General features: G+C 72.5%; 20 protein-coding genes, 4 tRNA genes and 1 other RNA gene. 12 read left to right on the top strand and 13 right to left on the bottom strand.

Annotation, left to right across the window (positions count from 1 at the left end):
* Positions 1–124: 124 nt before the first annotated feature.
* Genes purL through purS form a run of 3 tightly spaced genes read right to left on the bottom strand, consistent with a single transcriptional unit; the run spans position 125 to position 3,299 of the window.
* The gene (gene purL, locus IE272_RS11465; RefSeq protein WP_050358704.1) at positions 125–2,374 is read right to left on the bottom strand and encodes a phosphoribosylformylglycinamidine synthase subunit PurL; all 2,250 of its coding nucleotides are present in this window, start codon (positions 2,372–2,374) and stop codon (positions 125–127) included.
* Positions 2,371–3,051 (bottom strand): phosphoribosylformylglycinamidine synthase subunit PurQ, encoded by a 681-nt coding sequence (purQ, locus tag IE272_RS11460; RefSeq protein ID WP_007447456.1) that lies wholly within the window; start codon positions 3,049–3,051, stop codon positions 2,371–2,373. The genes purL and purQ overlap by 4 nt, the downstream gene beginning before the upstream one ends.
* The gene (gene purS / locus IE272_RS11455; protein WP_003968034.1) at positions 3,048–3,299 is read right to left on the bottom strand and encodes a phosphoribosylformylglycinamidine synthase subunit PurS; all 252 of its coding nucleotides are present in this window, start codon (positions 3,297–3,299) and stop codon (positions 3,048–3,050) included. Before purS ends, purQ begins: the two co-directional genes overlap by 4 nt.
* Before the next feature lie 420 nt (positions 3,300–3,719).
* On the opposite strand from purS, the gene IE272_RS11450 reads away from it, so the two are divergent.
* From IE272_RS11450 to IE272_RS11415, 8 genes are all read left to right on the top strand, one after another.
* Positions 3,720–4,055, top strand: a complete 336-nt coding sequence (locus IE272_RS11450; protein WP_007447454.1) for a histone-like nucleoid-structuring protein Lsr2 — start codon at positions 3,720–3,722, stop codon at positions 4,053–4,055.
* Positions 4,056–4,284: 229 nt separating this feature from the next.
* Positions 4,285–4,356, top strand: a tRNA-Gly gene (locus tag IE272_RS11445).
* A gap of 79 nt (positions 4,357–4,435) precedes the next feature.
* Positions 4,436–4,508 (top strand) — tRNA-Gly (locus IE272_RS11440).
* A gap of 145 nt (positions 4,509–4,653) precedes the next feature.
* A complete protein-coding gene (locus tag IE272_RS11435) occupies positions 4,654–5,661 on the top strand; it encodes an ABC transporter ATP-binding protein (RefSeq protein ID WP_056702395.1) in 1,008 nt (335 codons plus the stop codon).
* The gene (locus IE272_RS11430; RefSeq protein ID WP_050358706.1) at positions 5,658–6,479 is read left to right on the top strand and encodes an ABC transporter permease; all 822 of its coding nucleotides are present in this window, start codon (positions 5,658–5,660) and stop codon (positions 6,477–6,479) included. Before IE272_RS11435 ends, IE272_RS11430 begins: the two co-directional genes overlap by 4 nt.
* A 1-nt stretch (position 6,480) precedes the next feature.
* Positions 6,481–7,827: a sensor histidine kinase gene (locus IE272_RS11425; RefSeq protein WP_190006770.1), complete on the top strand. Its 1,347-nt coding sequence runs from the start codon at positions 6,481–6,483 to the stop codon at positions 7,825–7,827.
* Positions 7,824–8,444 (top strand): response regulator transcription factor, encoded by a 621-nt coding sequence (locus IE272_RS11420; protein ID WP_007447446.1) that lies wholly within the window; start codon positions 7,824–7,826, stop codon positions 8,442–8,444. Before IE272_RS11425 ends, IE272_RS11420 begins: the two co-directional genes overlap by 4 nt.
* Positions 8,445–8,467: 23 nt before the next feature.
* A tRNA-Gly gene (locus IE272_RS11415) sits at positions 8,468–8,540 on the top strand.
* A 57-nt stretch (positions 8,541–8,597) separates the two neighbouring features.
* Here IE272_RS11415 and IE272_RS11410 read toward each other — a convergent pair.
* The 6 genes from IE272_RS11410 to ffs form a co-directional block, all read right to left on the bottom strand.
* Complete coding sequence (locus IE272_RS11410) at positions 8,598–9,512, bottom strand: phosphoribosylaminoimidazolesuccinocarboxamide synthase (RefSeq protein WP_056702381.1); 915 nt, start codon at positions 9,510–9,512, stop codon at positions 8,598–8,600.
* Between the two features lie 131 nt (positions 9,513–9,643).
* Positions 9,644–11,098, bottom strand: a complete 1,455-nt coding sequence (locus tag IE272_RS11405; RefSeq protein WP_047177484.1) for a N,N-dimethylformamidase beta subunit family domain-containing protein — start codon at positions 11,096–11,098, stop codon at positions 9,644–9,646.
* A 228-nt stretch (positions 11,099–11,326) separates the two neighbouring features.
* Positions 11,327–13,012: a M48 family metalloprotease gene (locus IE272_RS11400; RefSeq protein ID WP_050358709.1), complete on the bottom strand. Its 1,686-nt coding sequence runs from the start codon at positions 13,010–13,012 to the stop codon at positions 11,327–11,329.
* Positions 13,013–13,341: 329 nt separating this feature from the next.
* Positions 13,342–14,592 carry a phosphoribosylamine--glycine ligase gene (gene purD, locus IE272_RS11395; protein ID WP_098892466.1) on the bottom strand — a complete coding sequence of 417 codons (1,251 nt, stop codon included), beginning with the start codon at positions 14,590–14,592 and terminating at the stop codon, positions 13,342–13,344.
* Positions 14,593–14,689: 97 nt separating this feature from the next.
* Positions 14,690–16,942, bottom strand: coding sequence for a DNA polymerase III subunit gamma and tau (locus IE272_RS11390; protein ID WP_190006769.1), 2,253 nt, complete (start codon positions 16,940–16,942; stop codon positions 14,690–14,692).
* Positions 16,943–17,056: 114 nt separating this feature from the next.
* Positions 17,057–17,153: signal recognition particle sRNA small type (gene ffs / locus IE272_RS11385), an RNA gene on the bottom strand.
* Positions 17,154–17,296: 143 nt separating this feature from the next.
* Between ffs and IE272_RS11380 the strand changes: the two genes are divergently transcribed.
* Positions 17,297–17,384 (top strand) — tRNA-Ser (locus IE272_RS11380).
* A gap of 85 nt (positions 17,385–17,469) precedes the next feature.
* On the opposite strand, the gene IE272_RS11375 is transcribed toward IE272_RS11380, so the two are convergent.
* Both IE272_RS11375 and IE272_RS11370 read right to left on the bottom strand, forming a co-directional pair.
* Entirely contained in the window at positions 17,470–18,636 is a 1,167-nt protein-coding gene (locus IE272_RS11375; RefSeq protein WP_190006768.1) for a serine hydrolase domain-containing protein, read from the bottom strand.
* Between the two features lie 55 nt (positions 18,637–18,691).
* Positions 18,692–19,882 (bottom strand): serine hydrolase domain-containing protein, encoded by a 1,191-nt coding sequence (locus IE272_RS11370; protein ID WP_229897271.1) that lies wholly within the window; start codon positions 19,880–19,882, stop codon positions 18,692–18,694.
* 140 nt (positions 19,883–20,022) lie between these two features.
* Here IE272_RS11370 and IE272_RS11365 point away from each other — a divergent pair, with 140 nt between their 5' ends.
* Together IE272_RS11365 and IE272_RS11360 are read left to right on the top strand one after the other, a co-directional pair.
* Positions 20,023–21,264, top strand: coding sequence for a sensor histidine kinase (locus IE272_RS11365; protein ID WP_190006767.1), 1,242 nt, complete (start codon positions 20,023–20,025; stop codon positions 21,262–21,264).
* Between the two features lie 23 nt (positions 21,265–21,287).
* Positions 21,288–21,968: a response regulator transcription factor gene (locus IE272_RS11360; RefSeq protein WP_190006803.1), complete on the top strand. Its 681-nt coding sequence runs from the start codon at positions 21,288–21,290 to the stop codon at positions 21,966–21,968.
* Positions 21,969–22,212: 244 nt separating this feature from the next.
* Here the strand turns inward: IE272_RS11360 and IE272_RS11350 are convergent, their stop codons facing one another.
* Together IE272_RS11350 and IE272_RS11345 are read right to left on the bottom strand one after the other, a co-directional pair.
* Positions 22,213–22,770 carry a DoxX family protein gene (locus IE272_RS11350; protein ID WP_063804514.1) on the bottom strand — a complete coding sequence of 186 codons (558 nt, stop codon included), beginning with the start codon at positions 22,768–22,770 and terminating at the stop codon, positions 22,213–22,215.
* A 166-nt stretch (positions 22,771–22,936) separates the two neighbouring features.
* Entirely contained in the window at positions 22,937–23,326 is a 390-nt protein-coding gene (locus tag IE272_RS11345) for a VOC family protein (protein WP_190006766.1), read from the bottom strand.
* Positions 23,327–23,473: 147 nt separating this feature from the next.
* Here IE272_RS11345 and IE272_RS11340 point away from each other — a divergent pair, with 147 nt between their 5' ends.
* Complete coding sequence (locus tag IE272_RS11340) at positions 23,474–24,505, top strand: Lrp/AsnC family transcriptional regulator (protein WP_057664155.1); 1,032 nt, start codon at positions 23,474–23,476, stop codon at positions 24,503–24,505.
* Positions 24,506–24,591: the final 86 nt, after the last annotated feature.

Below are 24,591 nucleotides of genomic sequence, written 5' to 3'. Positions count from 1 at the left end.
GACACCAACCTTACGTAATTACGTAATCTCTGACAAGCGATGTCCGTCAGGGGGACGGGAAAGGCCGAAGCCCCCGCCCGGATGATCCGGGCGGGGGCTTCGAGAACGCCGGTCGGCGCGCGGCTCAGGCGAGCAGCGCGGGGATCGTCGCCTCGTGCGCCGTACGGAGCTCGCTCAGCGGGATGCTGAACTCGCCCTGGATCTCGATCTCCTCGCCGTCCACGACACCGATGCGGGTGACGGGCAGACCACGCGCCCCGCACATGTCGTTGAAGCGGAGCTCCTCGCTGCGCGGGATCGAGACGACCGCGCGTCCCGCCGACTCGGAGAAGAGGAACGTGAACGCGTCCAGGCCGTCCGGCACGACCAGCCGGGCGCCCTTCCCGCCGCGCAGGCAGGACTCGGTGACGGCCTGGATCAGACCGCCGTCGCTCAGGTCGTGCGCGGCGTCGATCATGCCGTCGCGGGAGGCCGAGATGAGGATCTCGGCGAGCAGCTTCTCGCGGCCGAGGTCCACCTTCGGCGGCAGGCCGCCCAGGTGCTGGTGGACGACCTCGGACCAGGCCGAGCCGCCGAACTCCTCGGTCGTGTCGCCCAGCAGGTAGAGGAGCTGGCCCTCTTCCGCGAAGGCAACCGGCGTACGCCGGTTGACGTCGTCGATCACGCCGAGCACGGCCACGACCGGCGTCGGGTGGATCGCCGTCTCACCGGTCTGGTTGTACAGCGAGACGTTGCCGCCGGTGACCGGGGTGCCCAGCTCCAGGCAGCCGTCCGCGAGACCGCGGGTGGCCTCGGCGAACTGCCACATGACGTCCGGGTCCTCGGGGGAACCGAAGTTCAGGCAGTCCGAGATGGCGAGCGGCTTCGCGCCGGAGGCGGCGACGTTGCGGTACGACTCCGCCAGCGCGAGCTGCGCGCCGGTGTACGGGTCGAGCTTGGCGTACCGGCCGTTGCCGTCGGTCGCCATGGCCACGCCCAGGTTCGACTCGGCGTCGATGCGGACCATGCCCGCGTCCTCGGGCATCGCCAGCACGGTGTTGCCCTGCACGAAGCGGTCGTACTGGTCGGTGATCCACGCCTTGGAGGCCTGGTTCGGGGAGGCGACCAGCTTCAGGACCTGCTCGCGCAGCTCGGCGGCGTTCGCCGGGCGGGCGAGCTTGCCCGCGTCGTCCGCCTGGAGCGCGTCCTGCCAGGACGGGCGGGCGAACGGGCGGTGGTAGACCGGGCCGTCGTGGGCGACCGAGCGCGGCGGCACGTCCACGATCTGCTCGCCGTGCCAGAAGATCTCCAGCTGGGAACCGTCGGTCACCTCACCGATGACGGTGGCGATGACGTCCCACTTCTCGCAGATCTCCAGGAAGCGGTCCACGTGCTGCGGCTCGACGATCGCGCACATGCGCTCCTGCGACTCGCTCATGAGGATTTCCTCGGGCGAGAGGGAGGAGTCGCGCAGCGGCACGGTGTCCAGCTCGACGCGCATACCGCCGGAACCGGCGGAGGCCAGCTCGCTCGTGGCGCAGGAGAGCCCGGCGCCGCCGAGGTCCTGGATGCCCGCGACGAGCTTCTCCTTGAAGATCTCCAGGGTGCACTCGATGAGGAGCTTCTCCTGGAACGGGTCGCCGACCTGGACGGCGGGGCGCTTGGCGGGCCCGGTGGACTCGAAGGTCTCCGAGGCCAGCACGGAGACGCCGCCGATGCCGTCGCCGCCGGTGCGGGCGCCGTACAGGATGACCTTGTTGCCGGGGCCCGACGCCTGCGCGAGGTGGATGTCCTCGTGCTTCATCACGCCGATGCAGCCGGCGTTGACCAGCGGGTTGCCCTGGTAGCAGGCGTCGAAGACGACCTCGCCGCCGATGTTGGGCAGGCCCAGGCAGTTGCCGTAGCCGCCGATGCCCGCGACGACGCCCGGCAGGACGCGCTTGGTGTCGGGGTGGTCGGCCGCGCCGAAGCGCAGCGGGTCGACGACCGCGATCGGGCGGGCGCCCATGGCGAGGATGTCGCGGACGATGCCGCCGATGCCGGTGGCCGCGCCCTGGTAGGGCTCGATGTACGAGGGGTGGTTGTGCGACTCGACCTTGAAGGTGACCGCGTACCCCTGGCCGACGTCGACGACGCCGGCGTTCTCACCGATGCCGACGAGCATCGCGTCGTTGGCGGGGACCTTCTCGCCGAACTGCTTGAGGTGGACCTTGCTGCTCTTGTACGAGCAGTGCTCCGACCACATCACCGAGTACATGGCGAGCTCGGCGCCGGTGGGACGGCGGCCCAGGATCTCGCGGATCCGGGCGTACTCGTCCTCCTTGAGGCCGAGCTCCTTCCAGGGCTGCTCGGCGTCCGGGGTCTCGGCCGCGTGCTTGACCGTATCCAGGCTCATGCGTTGACCAGCTTCTTGATGATCGAGGTGAAGAAACCGAGGCCGTCGGTGCGGCCGGTGCCGATGAGCGGCTCCACGGCGTGCTCCGGGTGCGGCATCAGGCCGACGATGTTGCCCGCGGCGTTGGTGATGCCCGCGATGTCGCGGAGCGAGCCGTTGGGGTTGCCGTCCAGGTAGCGGAAGGCGACACGGCCCTCGGCCTCCAGCTCGTCGAGCGTGTGCTCGTCGGCGGTGTACCGGCCGTCCATGTTCTTGAGCGGGACCCTGATCTCCTGGCCGGCGCTGTAGTCCGAGGTCCAGGCGGTCTCCGCGTTCTCCACCCGCAGCGTCTGGTCGCGGCAGATGAAGTGGAGGTGGTTGTTGCGCAGCATCGCGCCGGGCAGCAGGTGCGCCTCGGTCAGGATCTGGAAGCCGTTGCAGATGCCGAGGACCGGCATACCGGCCTTCGCCTGCTCGATGAGGGTTTCCATGACCGGCGAGAAGCGGGAAATCGCGCCGGCACGGAGGTAGTCCCCGTAGGAGAAACCGCCCGCCAGGACGACCGCGTCGACCTGGTGCAGGTCCTTGTCCCGGTGCCACAGGGATACGGGCTCGGCGCCCGCGATCCGGACGGCGCGCAGGGCGTCCTGATCGTCGAGGGTGCCGGGAAAAGTGACGACGCCGATACGGGTGGTCACTTCTCCTCCTCCACCTTCACGACGAAGTCCTCGATGACGGTGTTGGCGAGGAACGTCTCGGCCAGCTCGTTAATACGGGCGAGGGCGGCGTCGTCGACCGGCCCCTCGACCTCCAGCTCGAAACGCTTTCCCTGACGAACGTCCGCGATTCCCTCGAAGCCGAGACGGGGCAGTGCACGCTGCACCGCCTGTCCCTGCGGGTCGAGGATCTCGGGCTTGAGCATGACGTCGACTACGACGCGTGCCACTGGCACTCCCGGTGTGGTGGTGTGGTGCGGCTGTCTCTCCGGGGGGTTCCCCAGACCCCCGCGGGTCCACTCAGCGTACCTGGCCAAAATTTCTACGCGGGTAGATATCGGGCGGGACGGACACGGCGGGCGCCCTGCGCAGATCACGCCGAGATATCGGCCGCGACACCGTGCGGGAAAAGGTCTGGAAAAATCGCGTCCGGATTGCACACGGATTGCACACGGACACGCGGATGTAATTGGCTGGGCTTCACAATGCGGCACCCACCGCTGTACAAATGATTACCGGGGAAAGCAACATTGCCCCGGCGACAACGGAAAGTCGACATCTCGTCGATCCACATCCGCCCGCCTGGCAGCCGGAAGGCAGGCATCCGCGCACGCGACACGCGCCGGTGCCGTAGGAAAGGACCGATATCCGTGGCTCAGCGCGTAGTGGTGACACTCTCCGACGACATCGACGGGGGAGCGGCGGCGGAAACGGTGACCTTCGCCCTGGACGGGAAGACGTACGAGATCGACCTCAATCCCGCCAACGCGAAGAAACTGCGGAAGACCCTGGCTCCTTACGTGGCCGCCGGTCGAAAGCAGACAAATGCCAGCAAGCACGGCAGGACGCCCACGACGTACCACCACACCTCCCTCGCCCCGGACCCGGCGGCCGTCCGCGCCTGGGCCCGCTCGCACCGGATGGAGGTGCCGGCCCGGGGCCGCATCCCGAAGAAGGTCTACGAGGCGTTCGACGCGGCGGGGTGAGCCGCGGCGGTCCGGCCGGACGGACCGGGCGGCCCGCCGGGCGTCGGCGGGCCGTGCGACCCGGGAAACCGGACGCTCCGTCAGGCGGCCCCGGACGCCCCGTCGGCCGGGTCCGGGGACCCGTCCCGCGGGGCCCGCGGGGAGCCGACTTGCGCGACACCCCTGCAGGTCGGCTAGAGTCTGGAGCACGCCGAGGGGCGAGGCCGCAAAGCCGAATCCCACGCAGCGTGCGGGTGTAGTTCAGTAGTAGAACATCCCCCTTCCAGGGGGAAGGCGCAGTGTGCAATTCCTGTCACCCGCTCTGCACGACTCTTCGGACCACTTCGTTGGATCAGGTAGAGTAGTGCTCGCTCCACCGGTGAAAGCCGAGTGGCTGCACTGCGGACGTAGCTCAGTTGGTAGAGCGCAACCTTGCCAAGGTTGAGGTCGCCAGTTCGAACCTGGTCGTCCGCTCAGCATCAAAGGCCCCGACCTTCCCGGTCGGGGCCTTTGTCGTGCTCCCGCCTCGCTCGTCCCCTGCCGCCCTCATGAGGTTTGTCATGAGCAGTGATGACAGCGCGCACTGCTCGCGGGCCGGTTCCGGCGGAAACCTTGAAGCATGACCAGCGACGACATTCTCAGCGACCGCGCGGACGGTCCCGTGATCGAGGCGAACGAGGTCCGGCGCCGTTACGCCGGCGGATTCGAGGCCGTGTCCGGGATCTCCTTCTCCGTGGCCCGCGGCGAACTGTTCGCCCTGCTCGGGACGAACGGCGCGGGCAAGACCTCCACCGTGGAACTCCTCGAAGGCCTGGCGCCGCCGACCGGCGGCACGGTGCGCGTCCTCGGCCACGACCCGTACCGCGAACGCGCCGCCGTCCGCCCCCGTACCGGGGTGATGCTCCAGGAAGGCGGCTTCCCCTCCGACCTCACGGTCATGGAGACCGTACGCATGTGGTCGGCCTGCACCACCGGCGCACGCCCGGCCGGCGAGGCCCTGGAGATGGTGGGCCTGACCGGCCGGGGAAACGTGCGGGTCAAGCAGCTGTCCGGCGGTGAGAAGCGCCGCCTCGACCTGGCGCTCGCCCTGACGTCCCGGCCCGAGGTGCTCTTCCTCGACGAGCCGACGACCGGGCTGGACGCCGAGGGCCGGCAGGAGACCTGGGAGCTCGTCCGGGCGCTGCGGGACAACGGCACGACCGTGCTGCTGACCACGCACTACCTGGAGGAGGCCGAGGCGCTCGCGGACCGCCTGGCGATCATGCATCAGGGGAGGATCGTGACGACCGGGACCATCGCCGAAGTGACGGCGCAGCAGCCCGCCCGGATCAGGTTCGTGCTGCCCGAGGCCGTGCCGGCGGCGCACCTCCCGCTCTCCCTGCGGGCCGCGGCGGAAGGGTCCCGGGTCGAGATCCGCACCCCCTCCCTCCAGGAGACGCTGCACGAACTCCTGGAGTGGGCCCGGGAGTCCGGCGTACGGCTGCACGGCCTCGACGCCCGCTCCGCCTCCCTGGAAGAGGCGTTCCTCGACATCGCGAAGACCCGGCACGCGCCCCGGGACCAGGACCCGCGCCAGGTCCCGGACCGCTCCACCCGCTCCGGCTCCACGAAGAAGGTGACGGCATGACGACCACCACGACCCCCCTCCGCGACCGGACGCCCGCCGGCTCCCCCACGGGCACGGCGGCCGTGGCCCGGCGGCTGACCGCCCTCGGCCGCGCCGAGCTGATCCTCCTGCTGCGCAACCGGACCGCGATCGTCGTGGCCCTGCTGCTGCCCATCACGATGATCTTCGCGATGCGGTCCTCGCTCGAACAGATCGACCTCGGCGGCACCGGGCTCACCGTCGCGGGCGCCACCCTGACCGGCGGCATCGGCATGGTGCTCGTCCAGGTCGTCTACATGAACCTCGTCTCCGCGTACGTCGCCCGGCGCGAGGAACTCGTCCTGAAGCGGCTGCGCACCGGCGAGATCTCCGACCGCGAGATCCTCATCGGCACCGCGCTGCCGTCCGTCGCGCTGGCGCTCGCCCAGTGCGTGCTGCTGGTGGTGGCCGGCGCGATCGCCTTCGACCTGAGCGCCCCGCACCGCCCCGACCTCCTGCTGGCCGGACTGCTGCTGGGGTTCGTCCTGATGTCCGCCCTGGCGGCGGCGACCACCGCGATCACCCGGACGGTGCAGACCTCGCAGCTCACCACCCTGCCGCTGTTCTTCGTCTCGATGTTCGGCTCCGGACTGTTCATCCCGCTCGCGGTGTTCCCGGACAAGCTGGCCTCCGTGCTGGAACTGCTGCCGATGACGGGCGTGATGACCCTGATCCGGCACGGCTGGCTCGGCGGTGTGGAGAGCGGCGACCTGTTCACGGCCGGGGTGACCGCGCTGGCCTGGACAGCTTTCGGCGTGTTTGCTGTGCGACGGTGGTTCCGCTGGGACCCGCGCGGCTGACATGAAGGGACTGAGGGGTGTGATCGGTCGGGTACGGGGCTGGCGGCGCGGCTGGCACGAGCGCAGCAAGCTGGAGCGCATCGACCTCTACACCCGGTTGACGCTCTGCTCGATCACCTGGTTCTTCGCGGTGTCCTGGGGGCTGCTGCCGCTCGGCGAGACCCTGGACGAGGGACCGGTGGCGATGGCCCTGGGAGGGGCGTTCCTCGCCGCCAACATCGCCCAGTCCGTGCTGAGCAACCGGAATCTGACCCCCGCCTTCGACGACTACCGGGGGACGGAGCCGTTCCCTCCGGGGCGGTTGCGCCTGCCCGTCGCGCTCCAGGTGCTGATGACCGGCCTCCTGGTGGCACTCGCGGCGGTGGGAGGCGTGAAGGAGGAGGGGCTCGTGCTGCTGGTGCTGGACCTGCCCGTGGCGTTCGCCATCCCGTACGTCTTGATCGTCCCGGTCCGGAGGTTCCTGCTCCACGCCGCCGCCTTCTCGGTGGCCGTCGTGGCGCTCCTGGCGGCCGTGGGCGTGCCGGGCGGGCTGCTGTTCGGAGCGTTCGTCTCGCTGGTCGTCGTCACCCTGCTGGTGCTCGTCTCGGCCCGGCCCAGCGTCTGGAGCCTGTCCGTGATGTGGCAGGCGGAGGAGGCGCGGGACATGCAGGCCCGGCTCGCGGTGGCGGAGGAGCGGCTGCGGTTCGGCCGGGACATGCACGACGTGCTCGGCAGGAACCTGTCGGTGATCGCCCTGAAGAGCGAGCTGGCCGTGGAGCTGGCCCAGCGCGGGAACCCCGCGGCCATGGACCAGATGGTCGAGGTGCAGCGGATCGCCCGCGCCTCCCAGCAGGAGGTCCGCGATGTCGTACGCGGCTACCGGGAGGCCGACCTGCCCACCGAACTCATGGGCGCGCAGGGCGTGTTGCAGGCCGCCGGAATCACCTGCACCGTCGAGGGCGCGGACGGCCCGGCCGGCATCGGGGCACCTGCCGCCGTCCAGGCCGCACTCGGCTGGGTGGTGCGCGAGACCGCGACGAACGTCCTGCGCCACGGCGACCCGCGCCACTGCTGGATCCGGCTCGCGCGGACGCGGGACGCGGTGGTCCTGGAGGTCGAGAACGACGGGGCCGGCGCCACCCGCCCGCTCGGCGGCGCGGACGGCGACGACGGCGGCGGTTCGGGCCTGGCCGGGCTGCGGGTGCGGCTCGGCGCGCTCGGCGGATCGCTCAGCGCCGGAGCCGTCGGGGACGATCTCTTCCGGGTGACGGCGACGGTGCCGCTCACGGCCCGCCCGGATACGAACGGCCGCCTCGCACCGTCCCCCGAACCTTCCGCCACCCCTTCCGTCCTCCCGGAGGAACGATGACCACCGCGCAGCCCCTGCGGGTCCTGCTGGCCGACGACGAGCACCTGATCCGGGGCGCGCTGGCCGCGCTGCTCGCCCTGGAGGAGGACCTCGTCGTGGTCGCGGAGGCGGCGAGCGGCCCCGAGGCCCTGGCGATGGCCCTGGCGCACCGGCCCGACGTCGCCGTCCTGGACCTTCAGATGCCGGGCGCGGACGGTGTGAAGGTCGCCACATCGCTGCGGGCCGAGCTGCCCCACTGCCGCACCATGATCGTGACCAGTCACGGCCGCCCCGGGCACCTCAAGCGGGCCCTGGCCGCCGGCGTACGGGGGTTCGTGCCGAAGACGGTCAGCGCCCGGCGGCTGGCGGAGATCATCCGTACCGTCCACGCCGGAAACCGTTACGTGGATCCCGAGTTGGCGGCCGACGCCATCTCCGCCGGGGACTCCCCCCTGACGGCCAGGGAGGCCGAGGTGCTCGAACTGGCGGCGGACGGGGCGCCGGTCGCGGAGATCGCGGAGCGGGCCTCCCTTTCCCAGGGGACCGTACGCAACTACCTGTCGTCGGCCGCCACCAAGATCGGTGCGGAGAACCGGCACACGGCAGTGCGTCTCGCACGCGAGCGGGGTTGGGTATAGTAGGCATCGCGCTTCGGCGCACTGCGGACGTAGCTCAGTTGGTAGAGCGCAACCTTGCCAAGGTTGAGGTCGCCAGTTCGAACCTGGTCGTCCGCTCCGGATGAAGGAAGCCCCGGTCCTCTCGGACCGGGGCTTCCTTCGTATCCGTTGCTGCTACACCCAGTTGGTGCCGGTCAGCACCTCGTACGCCTCGATGTACTTGGCGCGGGTCGCCGCCACGATCTCCTGCGGCAGCGCCGGGGGCGGCTGCTCGCTCGCGCGGTCCCAGCCGGAGGCCGGCGAGGTCAGCCAGTCGCGGACGAACTGCTTGTCGAAGCTGGGCTGCGCCCGGCCGGGCTGCCAGGTGGCGGCGGGCCAGAAGCGCGAGGAGTCCGGGGTCAGCACCTCGTCGGCGATGATCAGCCGCTCGGTCCCGTCCTCGGTGGTCTCGAAGCCGAACTCGAACTTGGTGTCGGCCAGGATGATCCCGCGCTCGTGCGCGATGTCCCGGGCCCGGCGGTAGACGTCGAGCGTCGTGCGCCGCAAGTCGGCTGCCGTCTCCACGCCGACCTCGCGGGCGACCTCCTCGTAGCTGACGTTCTCGTCGTGGTCGCCCACGGCCGCCTTGGTGGCCGGGGTGAAGATCGGGCCGGGCAGCTCGGATCCGTTGACCAGGCCCTCGGGGAGACCGATGCCGCAGACCGTACGGGTGGCGTCGTACTCGACGAGCCCGGAGCCGGTCAGATAGCCGCGGGCCACGCACTCGACCTCGACCATCCGCAGCGACGTGCAGATGAGGGTGCGGCCCGCCCAGTCGGCCGGGGCGCCCGGGGGCAGCTCGGTGGAGATGACGTGGTTGGGGACCAGGTCGGCGAGCTGGTCGAACCACCAGAGCGAGAGCCGGGTGAGGACGCGGCCCTTGTCGGGGATCTCGGTGGGCAGGACCCAGTCGTACGCGGAGATACGGTCGCTGGCGACCATGACGAGGTCGCCCGCCTCGTTCCGGTACAGGTCACGCACCTTGCCGGTGTGCAGGTGGGTGAGGCCCGGAACCTGTACGGGCTCGGGCTTTTCTACAAAACCGGACACGGTTCCTCCGCGTAGATTGATCCAGGAGCGGTTCCGATTGTCCCGTATCAGCGGCCCGGTTCTCGCCCCGGGGCCCGGCGGCCGGTCGCGGGTTTCGAGCAACAGGGTCGGTCTCGCTCCTCGGGCCCGGGTCAGTCCCGCTTGCAGATCCGGTCGAGAAGGTTGGCCGTGGCCCGCTGGATCCGGGGGTCGGTGTGCCCGGGGCGGTCCAGGGCCGGGGACCAGGCGAAGGTGCCGGAGGCGAAGACGAGCGCCCCCGAGGGGGCCTGGTAGAGCGAGGTCTCCTGGTGCCGGGTGGCGCCCTCGGAGTCCTCGTACGGGGAGTGCGCCAGCAGGATCCGGTTGTCGTGCTCGGGCAGGCTGGTGCGCGGGAAGTACCGGTCGGCCTCACCGGCGACCAGGCCCGGGATCTCGTCGCCCTCGACCGCTCCCGTGGAGTCCCAGAGCCAGTGCTCGGCGTTGCGCACGACCAGCGGGCGGGGATCGGGCACCCGGCCCGCGTACTGGATGCCCAGGAGCTGCTGCTCCGGCCGGTCCACCTCGCGCCACAGGGCGGACTTCCCGGGCCCCCGGCGCTTGCGGCAGGTCAGCAGCCGGTCCGCCTCGCCGGAGGCCGACGGGGCGAGGCCCACCTGCCAGTACATGGTGTTGGCGGAGAGGAAGACGAGCGAGGTGCCGGAGTCCCGGGCGCGCTCGGCGGCCCGGCGCATCGGCAGCGTCCAGTACTCGTCGTGGCCGGGGAAGACCAGGCCCCGGTAGCGGCTGGGGTCGACGCGGCCCGCGTGCAGGTCGCGGGCGTCGGCGTAGGCGAGGTCGTAGCCGTACCGCTCGGCCCAGCGGATGAAGTCGTACGCGTGCCCCACGTGCAGCGGGAGGCCGGCCCCGGCGTACGGGCGGTCGAAGGAGATCGTGACGGCGGCGTCCTCCTCGCCGAGCAGCCGCCCCCGCTCGTCCCACGCGTGGTAGAGGCTGGCGCCCGTGCGGCCGTCCTCCGGGTAGAGGTTGTACGCCTGCCAGGTGATGTCGGGCAGCAGGAGCAGCAGGTCGGCGGGGTGGTCGTGGCGCACGGTGAAAGGGATGTGCGAGCGGTAGCCGTCGGCGGTGGTCAGGACGGCCACGTACGCGCCGACGGACCAGTAGCTCGGGATCTGGAGGCGCCAGGACATCCACCAGTGGTGGCAGGAGACGGTCCGGTCGGCGGCGAGCGGCGGGGGCTGGACGATGCCGGAGAGCCGCGGGCTGGTGGTGATCTTGGCCGCGCCGTCGCCGCCGTAATGACCGATCCGGTAGACGTCGACGGAGAACTGCTGGGGCGGGTCCACGGTGATGTGGAAGTCGATGGCCTCGCCGGGGGCCGCCGCGCCGGGCGAGACGAAGCCTTTGATCTGGCGGTGCACGTCGTCGGCGGTACGGGTGCCGCCGCCGGTGGAACGGGCGAGGTCGGCGTACCAGGGGACCACCTGGCCGGTGTCGTCGAAGTAGTTCTCGCTGCCGCGCAGCCAGGGCAGTGGGCCCTGCCCGAAGGGATCGCTCACCGCGTGCGCGAGGGCGCCCGACTCCCACCGGCGAATCTGCTCCGCCCCCATGCCGCGCCCCTCCCTCGGATCCCCTGGACAACTCTGGGGGATCCCCCGGACAACTCTGGTGCGCCGAATGTCAGCGCCGATCCCCAGCACATCACATAACGCACGCGGTTCGTCACCCTTCGTCGCGAATTGACGGGACCGGGGAGCAGCCGGGCCCGGCCGGTGGGACCTGTCGAAGCCGGTCGTCACAGCGAACGGGGGTCGTCGGGGGACCGGCCGGCCCGGTGGTCAGACCAGCCGGACGGGCTTGTCGGAGCGCACTCCGACCTCGGCCAGCCAGGACAGCAGCGGGTCCGGATCGCCGTCCTCGACGAGGCTGAGGACCGGGGTCGCGAGGTCCGCCCTGCGCTCGCCGCCGACGAGCAGGGCGGGGCCGTCCAGCCAGTCCAGGCCGGGGGCCGCGCCCGCCGTGTCCACGGCCGCGCAGCAGACCATGGCCGCGACGTGGTCGGCGAGCAGCTCGGTGCCCGTACGCGGCGGCTGGAGCGGGAAGAGGGGCAGCGGTCCCGGCCCCCAGAGGTCGAGGGGGTCCTCGGCCGCGCCGGACCCCGGACCTCCGTGACCGGGGCCGCCGTGCTCCGGACCGCCGTGCCCCGGGGTCGCGGCCTCCTCACGGGCGACCGCGGCGCCGATGCCCGCCGCGAGCTCCTCGCCCGGACCGCCGGGTCCGCCGGAACCCGACAGATGTTCCATGACCCGGGCCAGGGTGGGGACGGCCGGGTCGGCGGCGGAGGCCCGGGGAACGCCCAGGGTGTCCAGGACCCGGTGCAGCCGGGCCGCTTCCGTACGCCACTTCCGGTCGACGACCTCGTCGGGATACTGCTGCCAGTCCACCGGCGCCCAGCCCGGACCGCTCTCGGCCGGGCCGCCGTGGAAGAGCCGGGCGGCGAGCAGGGACGCCGCCTCGTCGGCCACCCCGGGCTCCTCCAGCAGGTCGCACGCGGGCCGCTCGCCGAGGCGCAGGGCGAAGCCGTCGGCCAGCCGGTCCCGGCGGGAGAGCTCGGTGAGCGCGGAGACGACCCCGGCGTCCAGCCGGGAGGGCCAGCGGCCCATCCGCCAGGCGGGCAGCGCCACCCGGGTCAGCAGCCGGTCCCAGCCGGCGTAGGCGAGGCCGACCTGTTCCTGGGCGGCGATCCGCAGCCCGTGGTCGACCGTCTGGGCGCGCATGGACGCGGCGGCCGCCACACAGCGCTCCATCTCGGCGGCATGGTCCCGGCAGGCCCGCAGCAGCAGCCGGGAGACCCAGCCGGCGAAGGCGAGCGGCGCCCCGCGCACCGCGCCCCGGCCGGGGGCGGCGGCATCGGCGATCGAGGCGTCCAGACCGCGGACGAAGCGGCGGGCGGCGGCTATGTCGGGGTGCGCGGACGGGCCGGTGCCCGCCACCACGGGGGCGAGGACCGCGCGGAGCTCGGCGACCCGCATCCACCACAGGAACGGCGAGCCGATGACCAGGACGGGGGCTTCCCCGCCCTCGGCCGGGGCCGCGCCCCTCCGGAGCGCGCGGTGCGTCCGGTCCTCCAGCCAGCTGTCGCAGTCCGGGGTCAGCGCTATGGCCGAGGGCGCGGGCACGTCGAGCCGGTCGGCCAGGTCCCGGACCAGGCGGTAGAGGTCGGGGGCCCCTTCCTCCGGCACGGGGACGGTCGGACTCATGGCGGGCCGCGCGCGGGCCACCGAGACGGCGACCAGGACGGTCACCAGCAGCACGACGACCGCGACGCCGAGGACGGTCCAGCGCACGGTGTCCCAGGCCGGACCGGCCAGGTGGCCCTGCGCGCCCGCCGCGAACAGCACGACGGCGACGGCCGCGGGCAGGATCGCCACGGCCAGTGCTCTGCTGCGGATCCGCAGCAGGGAGAGCGCTCGGGCCTGTGCGGCCCGCGCACCCAGCTCCTCACCCACATCGATACCGGACACGGCCGGACGTCACCCCCTCTGCCCCGCGACGGTGTTGCTCACTCCCCCACTGTGGCACCCGTCACCGACATCGCAATGCCGGTGGGCCAAGTGCCCGAACGCTTGCGCCGCACCCTAGTTGGGGCTCCGGCAGCCGTCATCCGGATGGCCCAGTCGTCACCCGATGGAATGGCTTTGGGCAAAGCTGCTGACGTGTTCGCGCCCATGGGGCAAGCGGCCCGGCCGGGCCGTCCGGACAAGGGGCAGCCCCTCGCGCCTTCCGCGTACGCCGGTGGCGTACGGGGGCGGGCGGAGGGGCTGCGGTGCGCGGGGACGCGGTGGCCGGGGGGTCAGTCCCGGGAGGCCTTCAGGGCGATGTCCGTACGGTGCTGGGAACCGTCCAGGCGGATCCGGCCGAGCGCGGTGTAGGCACGCTCCCGGGCCGCCGTGAGGTCCTTGCCGGTCGCGGTCACCGAGAGCACCCGGCCGCCCGCGCTGAGCACCGCGCCGCCCTCGGCACGGGTCCCGGCGTGCAGGACGTACGCGTCGGGTCCATCCTGGGCCGCGACGTCCGCGAGCCCGTCGATGGGGTCTCCGGTGCGCGGGGTGTCCGGGTAGTTGTGCGAGGCGATGACCACGGTGACCGCGGCGTCGTCGCGCCAGTTCAGCGGCGGGAGGGCATCGAGCGTGCCGTTGGCGGAGGCGAGCAGGACACCGGCCAGCGGGGTCTTCAGCCGGGCCAGCACGACCTGGGTCTCCGGGTCGCCGAAGCGGGCGTTGAACTCGATGACCCGCACGCCGCGCGAGGTGATCGCGAGGCCCGCGTAGAGCAGCCCGGAGAAGGGCGTGCCCCGGCGGCGCAGCTCGTCGACGGTCGGCTGGAGCACGGTCCGCAGGACCTCGTCGACCAGCTTGGGGTCCGCCCACGGGAGCGGGGAGTAGGCGCCCATGCCGCCGGTGTTCGGGCCCTCGTCGCCGTCGAGGGCGCGCTTGAAGTCCTGGGCGGGCTGGAGCGGCAGCACGGTGGTGCCGTCGGTGATCGCGAAGAGGCTGACCTCGGGGCCGTCGAGGAACTCCTCGATGACCACGCGGTCGCAGGACAGCGCGTGGGCGCGGGCCGCGGCCAGGTCCTCGGTGACGACGACGCCCTTGCCGGCCGCGAGGCCGTCGTCCTTGACGACGTACGGGGCGCCGAAGGCGTCGAGGGCCTCGTCGATCTCCGCGGGGGTGGTGCAGACGTAGCTGCGGGCGGTGGGAACGCCGGCGCCGGCCATGACGTCCTTGGCGAACGCCTTGGAGCCTTCCAGCTGCGCGGCTTCGCCGGAGGGGCCGAAGCAGGGGATGCCGGCCGCGCGCACGGCGTCGGCGACCCCGGCGACGAGCGGCGCCTCCGGGCCGACGACCACCAGCCCGGCGCCCAGCTCGGTCGCGAGGCGCGCGACGGCGTCACCGTCGAGCGCGTCGACCGGGTGCAGTTCGGCCACCTCTGCGATGCCGGCGTTGCCGGGGGCGCAGTACAGAGCGGTGACATCGGGGTCGAGGGACAGAGAGCGGCACAGGGCGTGTTCGCGGGCGCCGCCGCCGATGACGAGGACCTTCACGGGGTGCAGCCTAGCCGCCGGGCGCGGGGAGCCCCGACGCCCGCCGGTCCGTGGACAGGCGGCCTCCGGCTTCCCGCCGTCACCGCGTCACCGCTCGTCACTGCTCGTTGGTGAACTCCTCGACGACCGTGGCGCCCAGCTCGCGGACGATCAGCTCGTGGCCGGAGAGGGCGGAGTCGACGAGATCCGGATCGTCGGCCTCCGGGGTGTCGTCCTCGGGGGCGACGTTGCGCGGCGGCTCCGCCCCGTACGAACGGTGGGAGGACTCGGGGGCGGGCGCGGCCTCCCGGCCCTGCGGCGGCGCGGAGGAAGGCGGCTGCTGCTGCGGCGGCGGCGTGTGCTGCCCCTGCGGCGAGGGCGCGGACTGCTGCGGGGCGGAGTGCTGGGGCCGGGGTTCGTACGCGACCGGCGCGGCGGGGGCTGCCGGGGCGGGCTGGTACTGCGGGGCGGGACGTCCGGCGCCCGTGCCGGGGCCCGGGGGCGTCCCGCCGCCACCGGAGGTGTCGATGACCGCTTCGATGCGCCACTGGGCGTTGAACCGTTCGACGAGGGCCTGCTTGAGGATCTCCTCGCTGCCGCTGCTCGCGAAGTTGTCCCGGGCTCCCGCGTTGAGGAAGCCGATCCGGAGCGTGGTCCCGTCGAACCCGGCGACCTGGGCGTTCTGGCTGAGCAGGATCCAGGTGAAGCGGCGGCGGCTCTTGACCGCCTCCAGGATGTCGGGCCACATGTTCCGCACCTGGGCAGCGCCCTGGGCCATGCTCTGACCGCCCTCGGGCGCGGCCGGCGCGACGGGGGCCGCCGGGGCGACCGGGGCGGCGGCGGGCGGCGGGGTGGCGGCGGGGGCCGGGCCGCTGCCGGGGGCGGACGCGGTGGGCCAGCCGCCGGGGCGACGGCCCTGGTCCCCGCCGGCCGCGGCGGGCCAGGACCCGGGCCGCTGGGCCGGCTCGGCGGCCTGCGGGGCGGCCGGGGGAGCCTGCGGGGCGGGCTCGGCGGCGGGCGGTGCGTGGACGGGGGGCGTCGCGGGTGCGGCGGGGGGCGCCTCGCCCCGTACGGCGGCGCGGGCCGCGTCCGGACCTGCGGCCTGGGGGGCGTAGGGCTGGGGGGCGTGCGCCTGGGGGGCGTGGGCGTCGGGGCCCGGTGCGTACCCCATCGGTGCCGCGGCGGCGGGCGGGGCGGCGAACGCGGCGGCCGAGGCCCCGCGCTCCAGCCGGTCGAGGCGGGCCTGCAGCGACCGCTCGTCGTCGTAGGCGGCGGGCAGCAGGACCCGGGCGCAGATCAGCTCCACCTGGAGCCGCGGCGAGGTGGCCCCGCGCATCTCCGTGAGCCCGTCGTTGACCAGGTCGGCGGCGCGGCTCAGCTCGGCCGCGCCGAAGACGGAGGCCTGGGCCTGCATCCGCTCGACCACGTCGGCGGGGGCGTCGATGAGGCCCTTCTCGCCGGCGTCGGGCACGGCGGCGAGGATCACCAGGTCGCGCAGCCGCTCCAGGAGATCCGCCACGAAACGACGAGGATCGTTGCCGCCCTCGATGACCCGGTCCACGACCTCGAAGGCGGCGGCCCCGTCGCCGGCGGCGAAGGCGTCGACGATCGAGTCGAGCAGGGAGCCGTCGGTGTACCCGAGGAGCGAGGTGGCCATGGCATACGTCACACCGTCGTCGCCCGCACCGGCCAGCAGCTGGTCCATGACGGACATCGAGTCACGCACGGACCCGGCCCCGGCGCGCACGACGAGCGGGAGGACGCCGTCCTCGACGTGGCTGTTCTCCCGCCCGCAGACATCGGCGAGATAGCTGCGCAGGGTCCCCGGGGGCACCAGCCGGAACGGATAGTGGTGCGTACGCGACCGGATCGTCCCGATGACCTTCTCGGGCTCGGTCGTCGCGAAGATGAACTTGAGGTGCTCCGGCGGCTCCTCGACCACCTTCAGCAGGGCGTTGAAGCCCGCCGGGGTGACCATGTGCGCCTCGTCGATGATGTAGATCTTGTAACGACTGGAGGCGGGCCCGAAGAACGCCTTCTCCCGCAGATCACGGGCGTCGTCCACACCACCGTGCGAGGCGGCGTCGATCTCGATCACATCGATGGAACCCGGCCCGTTGCGCGCGAGGTCCTGGCAGGACTGGCACTCCCCGCACGGGGTCGGCGTGGGCCCCTGCTCGCAGTTCAGACAGCGGGCGAGGATGCGCGCGCTGGTCGTCTTTCCACAGCCGCGCGGCCCGCTGAACAGGTACGCGTGATTGACCCGGTTGTTCCGCAGGGCCTGCTGGAGCGGGTCAGTGACATGCTCCTGACCGATGACCTCGGCGAACGACTCGGGGCGGTAGCGGCGGTACAGCGCAAGGGACGACACACCTACGAGGTTATCGGGGCCGACTGACAACCGGCCCCACGCCGCCCGAGCCCCACGCCCCCCGACCTCCGCCCAGCACCCGGAGCCGCCCCAAGCGGCCACGCCCCCCGGAACGCAAAGGGCCCCCCACGCACCCGCCAGAGCCGACCTACCCTTGCTGCCTTCCGGCCCTGGGGGAGTTCAGTCAGATAGCGCCACGTGAGGGGCTGACGCCCACCTTAGCGGATCCCCACCCCCTCCGGTCCACCCGCCCACCCCGCCGGACGACAGCGAAACCGCCCCGGGGACCCTCTCCGGACGATCTTCGGCGAACGTGTTCGCGAGCACCCTCCAACGTCTTGTATTGTTTGCGGCGGAGGATTCGCCTAGTGGCCTAGGGCGCACGCTTGGAAAGCGTGTTGGGGGCAACCCCTCACGAGTTCGAATCTCGTATCCTCCGCCATTGCTCTCACCGGGCAATACGTCGAAGGCCCCGACCGGGAAACCGGTCGGGGCCTTCTGCGTTCTCGGAACGGCCTCGGCGGGGTTCAGCGGCACAAGGCGGTGTCCACCGCGTGTTCGAGGCTTCTTCGGGCTGCCTCGTCGGTGAGCTGCACGGTGACCGCGAGGTTGGCGGCGCGGCCGGCTTCGGTGACGCCGCCTCGGGTCTCGTACCCGGGGAAGCTGCCGCCGTGGCCCCAGGACAGGCCGCCGCACGGCAGCGGTCTGCTGACGAGTCCCAGACCGTAGCGGGCGCCCGGGCCGAAAGTTGCTTCGGCCGGGACGGTGGAGCGCATCCGGGCGAGCTGGGGTGCGGGCAGGAGGCGGCCGGTCAGGAGTGCGGTGAAGAAGCGGTTGAGGTCGGAGTTGGTGGAGATCATCTGGCCTGCCGCCCAGCCCCAGGAAGGGTCCATCTCCGTGATGTCGCGCAGCGGCGTCTGCGCCGACTCCTGGTAGTAGCCGTGCGGGTGGGGCTCTCGGATGGTCGCGTCGCCGGGGGCGGGGAAGTAGGTGTGGCGCAGTCCGATGCGCTGGATGATGCGCCGGTCGATCTCGTCGGCGAGCGGGCGGCCGGTGATCTTCTGGACGATCAGGCCGGCGAGCACGTAGTTGGTGTTGCTGTACTTCCAGCGCTTCCCGGGGGCGAAGTCGGCCGGGTGCCGGAGTGCTGTGGCGAGCAGTTCACGGGGGGCGTAGTACCGGACGTCGTCGCCGAGGTGGCTGGTGTACTCGGGGAGTCCGCTGGTCTGCTGGAGGAGGTGGCGGACGGTGATGCGGCGCCCGTCGATGCCCTTCCCCCGGACGAGGCCGGGGAGGTAGGTGTCGACGAAGGCGTCCAGGCTCACCCTGCGCTCCGCGACGAGCTGGAGGACGACGACCGCGACGAAGGTCTTGGTGTTGCTGCCGATCCGCACCTGGCCGTCGACGGGTACCGGAGCACCTGTGGCCAGGTCACCGGTCCCTGCGGTGTAGGTCCGGTCGCGGCCGCCGGGGCCCTTGACGCTCGCCAGCGCGGCGGGCGCCCCGCCGTCGCGCACCAGCGCGTTCAGGCTCTGCTGGACGGTGTCCGGCCCAGTGGCCGAGGCGGCGGGCGGGGCCAGGGCCAGCGGTGTCATGAGCCCGACGGTCATCGCGACCGCGGCGGGCAGGATCTGTCGCCGCGTGCCGTGCCGTCGGCCCGGCGAGCGGAATACCGGCCGCTTCTGTCCACGCATGAGTCAACTCCTGAGGAGGCGTCGGGTTGTTGTTCGGGGTGCCGGTCGCGTGGTTTCAGCCGCACAGGGCCGTGTCCACGGCTTCGCTGACGTGCCGTACGGCCGCTTCGTCCGTCGGGATGCTGGTGACCGCGACGTTGGCGGCGCGGCCGTCGTCGGTGACGCCGCCCCGGGTCTCGTACCCCGCGATGTCACCGCCGTGGCCCCAGTAGACGCCGCCGCACGACAGGGTCCTGCTGGTGAGTCCCAGCCCGTAGCGGAGGCCGGAGGTCCCGACGGGGACGGTCGTGCGCATCTCGGCGAGCTGGGCGGCCGGGAGGAGGCGGCCGGCGAGGAGCGCGGTGAAGAACCGGTTGAGGTCGGAGTTGGTGGAGATCAGCTGGCCCGCGGCCCAGCCCGCGGAGGGGTCCATCTCCGTGAAGTCGCGCAGCGGTCCGTCCTCCGGGCTGCGGTGGTAGCCCCGGGGGTGCGGCTCCCGGACGGTCATCTCGCCGGGGGCGGGGAAGTAGGTGTGGCGCAGCCCGATGCGCTGGATGATGCGCCGGTCCATCTCCTCGGCGAGCGGGCGGCCGGTGACCTTCTGGACGATCAGGCCGGCCAGGATGTAGTTGGTGTTGCTGTACCCCCAGGTCTTCCCCGGTTCCGCGTCGGCAGGGTGATCGAGGGCGAGGTCGAGCAGCTCGCGGGGTTCGAAGTACCGGTTCCTGATCTCGTCGTCGTCGAGGTGGACGCCGTAATCGGGGAGTCCGCTGGTGTGCTGGAGGAGGTGGCGGACGGTGATGCGGTTCCCGTCGATGCCCTCCCCGCGGACGAGACCGGGCAGGTAGGTGTCCACGAAGGCGTCGAGGTCGATCTTTCCCTCGCCGACGAGCTGCAGTACCACCACCGCCGTGAACGCCTTGGTGTTGCTGCCGATCCGCACCTGGCCGTCCCTGGGCACCTTCGAACCGGTGGTCAGGTCGCCGACCCCCGCCGTGTAGGTGCGGGCGCGGCCGTTCCGGTCCTTGACGCTCGCCAGCGCGGCGGGCATCCCGTCGTCGCGCACCAGCGTGTTCAGGGCCCGCTGCACGGCGTCCGGGCCGGCGGCGGCAGCGGCCGGGGCGGCGGAATCGGAGGCGGCGGGCGGGGCGAGGACGCCGAGCGTCATGACGCCGACGGCCATCGCGGCGGCGGCCGACACGGCTCGTCGCCGCCGACCGTCCCGCCGGGTCGAGGAACGAAGGTTCTGCCCTGTCCGAGCACGCATGTTCCAACTCCTGGGAAGTCGTTTCGTCGAGGCACGATCGTTGCTTCCGGGGCCCTTCGGCCGCATCGCGGGAAAGCGGGAGAAGTCGCTCCCCCGATCGGGGGAGGCCGCAGGGGGGCCGCCCGACGATACTGACGATCATGAACAGGGGAATTCGGCTGCTGCTGCGCGGCTCCACGTACTCAGGTGTGCTGTTCGCCTATTGCGGCGCGTTGGCGAGCCTTCCGCTGCTGCCCTTCGCTCTGTTGCCGGCGCTGTCGTGGCGATCCGCCTCCGAGAGCGTGCAGGTCGTCGTGGTGCTGCTGGTCTGGGCGGCGCTGGTCGGCGTGGTCGGACTGGCGCGTCCCGTACGGCGGGCGCTGATCGCGTCCGCCCGCCGGCTACTGCGGGTGTCACTGCCGAACCCGGCGGCCGTTCGCCCGGCCTCCGGTCCGCTCGGCCTCGACCGCTGGCGGACCCCTCTCTGGCTGGTGCTGCACGCGGCCGTCGGGTGGACGGGGGCGCTGGCGAGCGGGGTGCTGTTCATCATGGGCCTCTCCCTGCCCTCGAACTGGCTCGGCGGCGAGGTGCGGGCGAGCCTGTTCGGCACGTCGGTCCGGGTGTCGGGCGGGTGGAGCTGGGTGGCGGCTGCCGCGTGCGTCCTGCTGGCGGCGGCCATCTGCGTCCTGGTCACGAAGACCCTGCGGTGGTCGGCGCCGCGGTTGCTGGGGCCTTCGGCGGCCGAACGGCTCGCGCTGGCTGCCGAGCGGGAGCTGCTGCTGGCCGAACGCAACCGGATCGCCCACGAGTTGCACGACTCGATCGGGCACACGCTGACGGCGGCCACCATCCAGGCGGCGGTGGCCGGCGAGGTGCTCTCCAGCGACCCGGCTGCGGCGCGGGCCGCCATGCGCAGCATCGAGGACTCGACGAGGGCCGCGTTGGAGGACCTGGACTACGCGCTCGGAGTGCTGCGCGAGGAGGAGTCGGGAACGGCGCCGACCCGGACCCTGGCCGACCTCCCCGAGCTGCTGGAACGCCTGCGGCACACGGGGGCGGTGGTGGAACCGGAGCTGTCGGGTGATCTGGCGCGGGTGCAGGGGACGCTCTCCCGGGCGGCGTACCGGATCCTCCAGGAGGGTCTGACGAACGCGCTGCGCCACGGGGCGGGCGGCCCGATCCAGGTCCGGGTGGCGGCCGGACCGGACGGACTGGACCTCACGGTGGTCAATCGGACCGGAGCGCGGACGGGGCCGAACCCGGGATCCTTCTCGACGTCCGGCCACGGTCTGCCCGGACTGGCCGAGCGCGTCCGGCTGCTGCACGGTGAGTTCGGGTCCGGCCCGGACGGTACGGGGCACTGGCGGCTGGCCGTCCGGCTGCCGGTACGGGCGTCGGCGTGAGCGGATCCGAGGCGGACGGAGACATGGCCCTCCCCGCGGAAGCCGGCCCCGCCGTCACCCTCCTGATCGCGGACGACGACGAGGTGACCCGCAGCGGTCTGAGCATGCTGCTCGCCGCACAGCCGGGGATCTCGGTGCTCGGCGAGGCCGCCGACGGCATCGAGGCGGTCGACCGTGCGCTGAGCCTGCGGCCGGACGTGGTCCTGATGGACGTGCGGATGCCACGTCGCAACGGGATCGACGCCACACGCCACCTGCTGGCCGAAGCGGCCGATCCGCCGAAGGTCGTGGTGATCACCACCTTCGAGAACGACGGCTACGTCACCGCCGCCCTCGGCGCGGGAGCCAGCGGCTTCGTCCTCAAACGGTTCCCGGTCCGCCGGATCGCCGAGGCGGTCCGGGTGGTGGCGGCGGGCGAGGCGGTTCTCTTCCCGGCCGCACTGGGCCGCATGGTCGCCGCCCGCCCGCTGGGCTCCGCGGCGGCCCTTCCGCAGGCCGCCCTGACCGGCCGGGAGGAGGAGGTACTGCGCCTGATGGCCACCGGGCTCTCCAACCCGGAGATCGCGGAGTCCCTCACGGTGAGCCTGGAGACGATCAAGACCCACGTCGGGAACGTGCTGACCAAGCTCGGCGCGCAGAACCGGACCCATGCGGTGGTCATCGCCTACGAGTCCGGTCTGGTGGTCCCGCGCTTCGCCGAATGACGCGGTTCGCCCGACCCTCCTCACGGTTGTCCGCCCCGGCTCTCGGGTCTGGGTCTGGGTCCCGGTCCCTGTCCTGGTCTGCCTACCGGTCCCGGTCAGCCCTGTCCTGGGTCGTCCGGGCAGGGCCGTCCGGCCCGCCGTGCTCACATCGGCCGGTTCCCGGACAGGGCCGGCGGCTATCACGGCCGGCTGGCTGTCCTGGTGAAGCCCAACGGCCGTCTCGGCTCCCTGTACATGCTCGGCATCAAACCCTTCCGGTACCTGGGGGTCTACCCGGCTCTGCTGCGTTCGATCGGCCGGGAGTGGCAGGAGAACGCGGAGCGTCGGGCGGCGGCCTGAGGCCCTGCCGCCTCCTCGACAGCTCCGCACGGCCCCGGTCCACCAGCACCGTGGTCGTCGCCGCGAGGAAGACGAGTTGCGTCAGGGTGCGCGGGATCAGCTCGTCCCACCAGGTCTCGGCGGTGTCCGCCGCGTACACGTTGGCCGGGAACATCGCGATCAGCAGGAAGGTGAGGAGCCCGGCGGCCGGGGCGGCCGTCCTGCGCGGCAGCAGGGCCAGGGCCGCCACGATCTCGGCGATGCCGGTCACCGTGACCAGCAGGCCGGGGGCCGGCAGGGCCGGCGGCACCATCGCGACGAGTTCGTCGCGCATGCCGATGAAGTGGGCTCCCCCGGTCAGCAGGAACATGACCGCCAGTCCGCCGCGCAGCGCGGTGGACAGCCGTCGGAGGCGGTGGACCCCGCACGCTCCGATGATCAGCGCGAGGCAGGTGGTGCCGACGAGAGCGATGAGAGGTTCCATGGGGCGGGCATCCCTTCCGGGAGCGGGTGGTGGGGACGGACGCGCTGTCGGGTGGGGTGGGGCCGCACCGCTTCGTCCGCGTGCGGGTGGGCGGGTGCGGACGCGTTGTCTGGTGGGATGGGCCGGCACCGCCTCGTCCGCGTGCGGGCGGGCGGGTGCGGTCGCGTCAGGGGCGGGGCTCGCTCCTTCCTTCCACCGACCGTCGGACCGTGTCCTGATCGATCTCCTGGATCTGGACGATCACGCCGTCCGGGTCCGTGACACGGATGCTGCGGCCGAAGTTCTCGTCGACCAGGTCGTACGCGTAGCCCGCGTCATTCAGGCGGTCCGCCACCGCTTCCAGGGGCTCGTCGGTGGTGAAGCCCAGTTCGGTGGTGCCGGGCGGGCGGCCCTGGGAGACCGCGGCGTCGTGGATGCCCACCGCGCCCGCCCCGGCGGACAGGTGGACCCAGACGTCCACGCTCAGATCGGGGCGGAGGGCCAGGCCGAGGCCCGTGTAGAAGCGTCGTGACGCGGCCACGTCGGCGACGTACCGGATCGGGAGTACGGTCAGCATCGTGGTGGATCTCCTTCTCTGCGCTCCCGCGCTTCCTGGGCAGGAACAAGGGCCCGTGGTCACCGGCAGTGTCGGTCCGGGGCGGCACGAACGGGACGCGTTCGGGGCGGAGTTCGCCGGAATCGGACACGGGGAGGGGCCCGGTTGATGGAATCCGTCACGCTCGACGCCTTGGACCGTCGGCTGATCCACGCCCTCCAGCTCGACGGACGTCTGCCCTTCAGCCGTATCGCCGCCGCCGTCGGCGTACCGGAGCGCACCGTGGCGCGCCGCTACCACCGGCTCCGGTCGCGCCTGGCCCTGCGGGTCGTCGGGCTGGTCGACGGCCGGCGGACCGGGATGCTGGACTGGGTCGTCAGGGTCCGCTGTGCACCCGAGGCGGTGGAGACGCTCGCCGTTCTCCTCGCGCGGCGGGAGGACACGTCGTGGATCGCGCCGCTGGTGGGCGGCACCGAACTCACCTGCATGATCCGTACGCCGCCGCCGGGCGACGACGGCCGGCGCCCGTTCTTCGAGCAGCTGGCCCGGACCGCAGGGGTCCGTGAGGTCGGCGCGGCGTGTGTGCTGCGGCCTGTCGCCGGTGTCGGAGGGTGGGCGGGGAGGATGGACGCCCTCGGCGAGGCGGAGCAACGCCTGTTGCTGCCGCCGCGGCCGGCCCCGGCGGACCCGGCGGAAGCCGTACCGGTGCTGAGCCCGGCCGACAGCGCTCTGCTGCGCGCCCTGTCGCAGGACGGGCGGGCGGACCTGGGGCGGCTGGCCTCGGCCACGGGGTGCTCGGAATCCACCGTGCGGCGGCGCATCGGGCAGCTGCGGGACTCCGGGGTTCTCGCCTTCGAGGTGGAGATCGACCCCGCCCTGTTCGGGTACCCGATCGAAGCGCTCCTGTGGCTCGATGTGCCTCCTGCCGGGCTCGGGGCGGTCGCCGAGGCGCTGGCCGGGCACCAGCAGGTCGCGTTCGCCGCCCTCACCACCGGGCCCAGCTCCGTCTTCGTCATGGTGGAGTGCCGCAGCGTGAGCGGCCTGCACGCCTATGTGACGGACGAGTTGGCCGCACTGCACGGCATCACCCGCATCGAGAGCGCCGTGACCCAGCGCCGTACGAAACGAGCCGGTCCGCTCCCGGTACCCCTGGCCGAAAAGCGAGCAGGGGCGCCGTCCGGCAGAGCCGCTGCGCAGTAGCCGTGCCGAGGCTTCCCGCCCGACTCCGTCGCGGAGACCTGGGCGGTACTTTTCGGACAACTGTGGGCCGCCCGGGTGAGTACAGA

Source organism: Streptomyces anulatus (genome assembly GCF_014650675.1).
Classification (GTDB): domain Bacteria; phylum Actinomycetota; class Actinomycetes; order Streptomycetales; family Streptomycetaceae; genus Streptomyces; species Streptomyces anulatus.
This window is presented reverse-complemented; position numbering and strand designations above follow the sequence as displayed.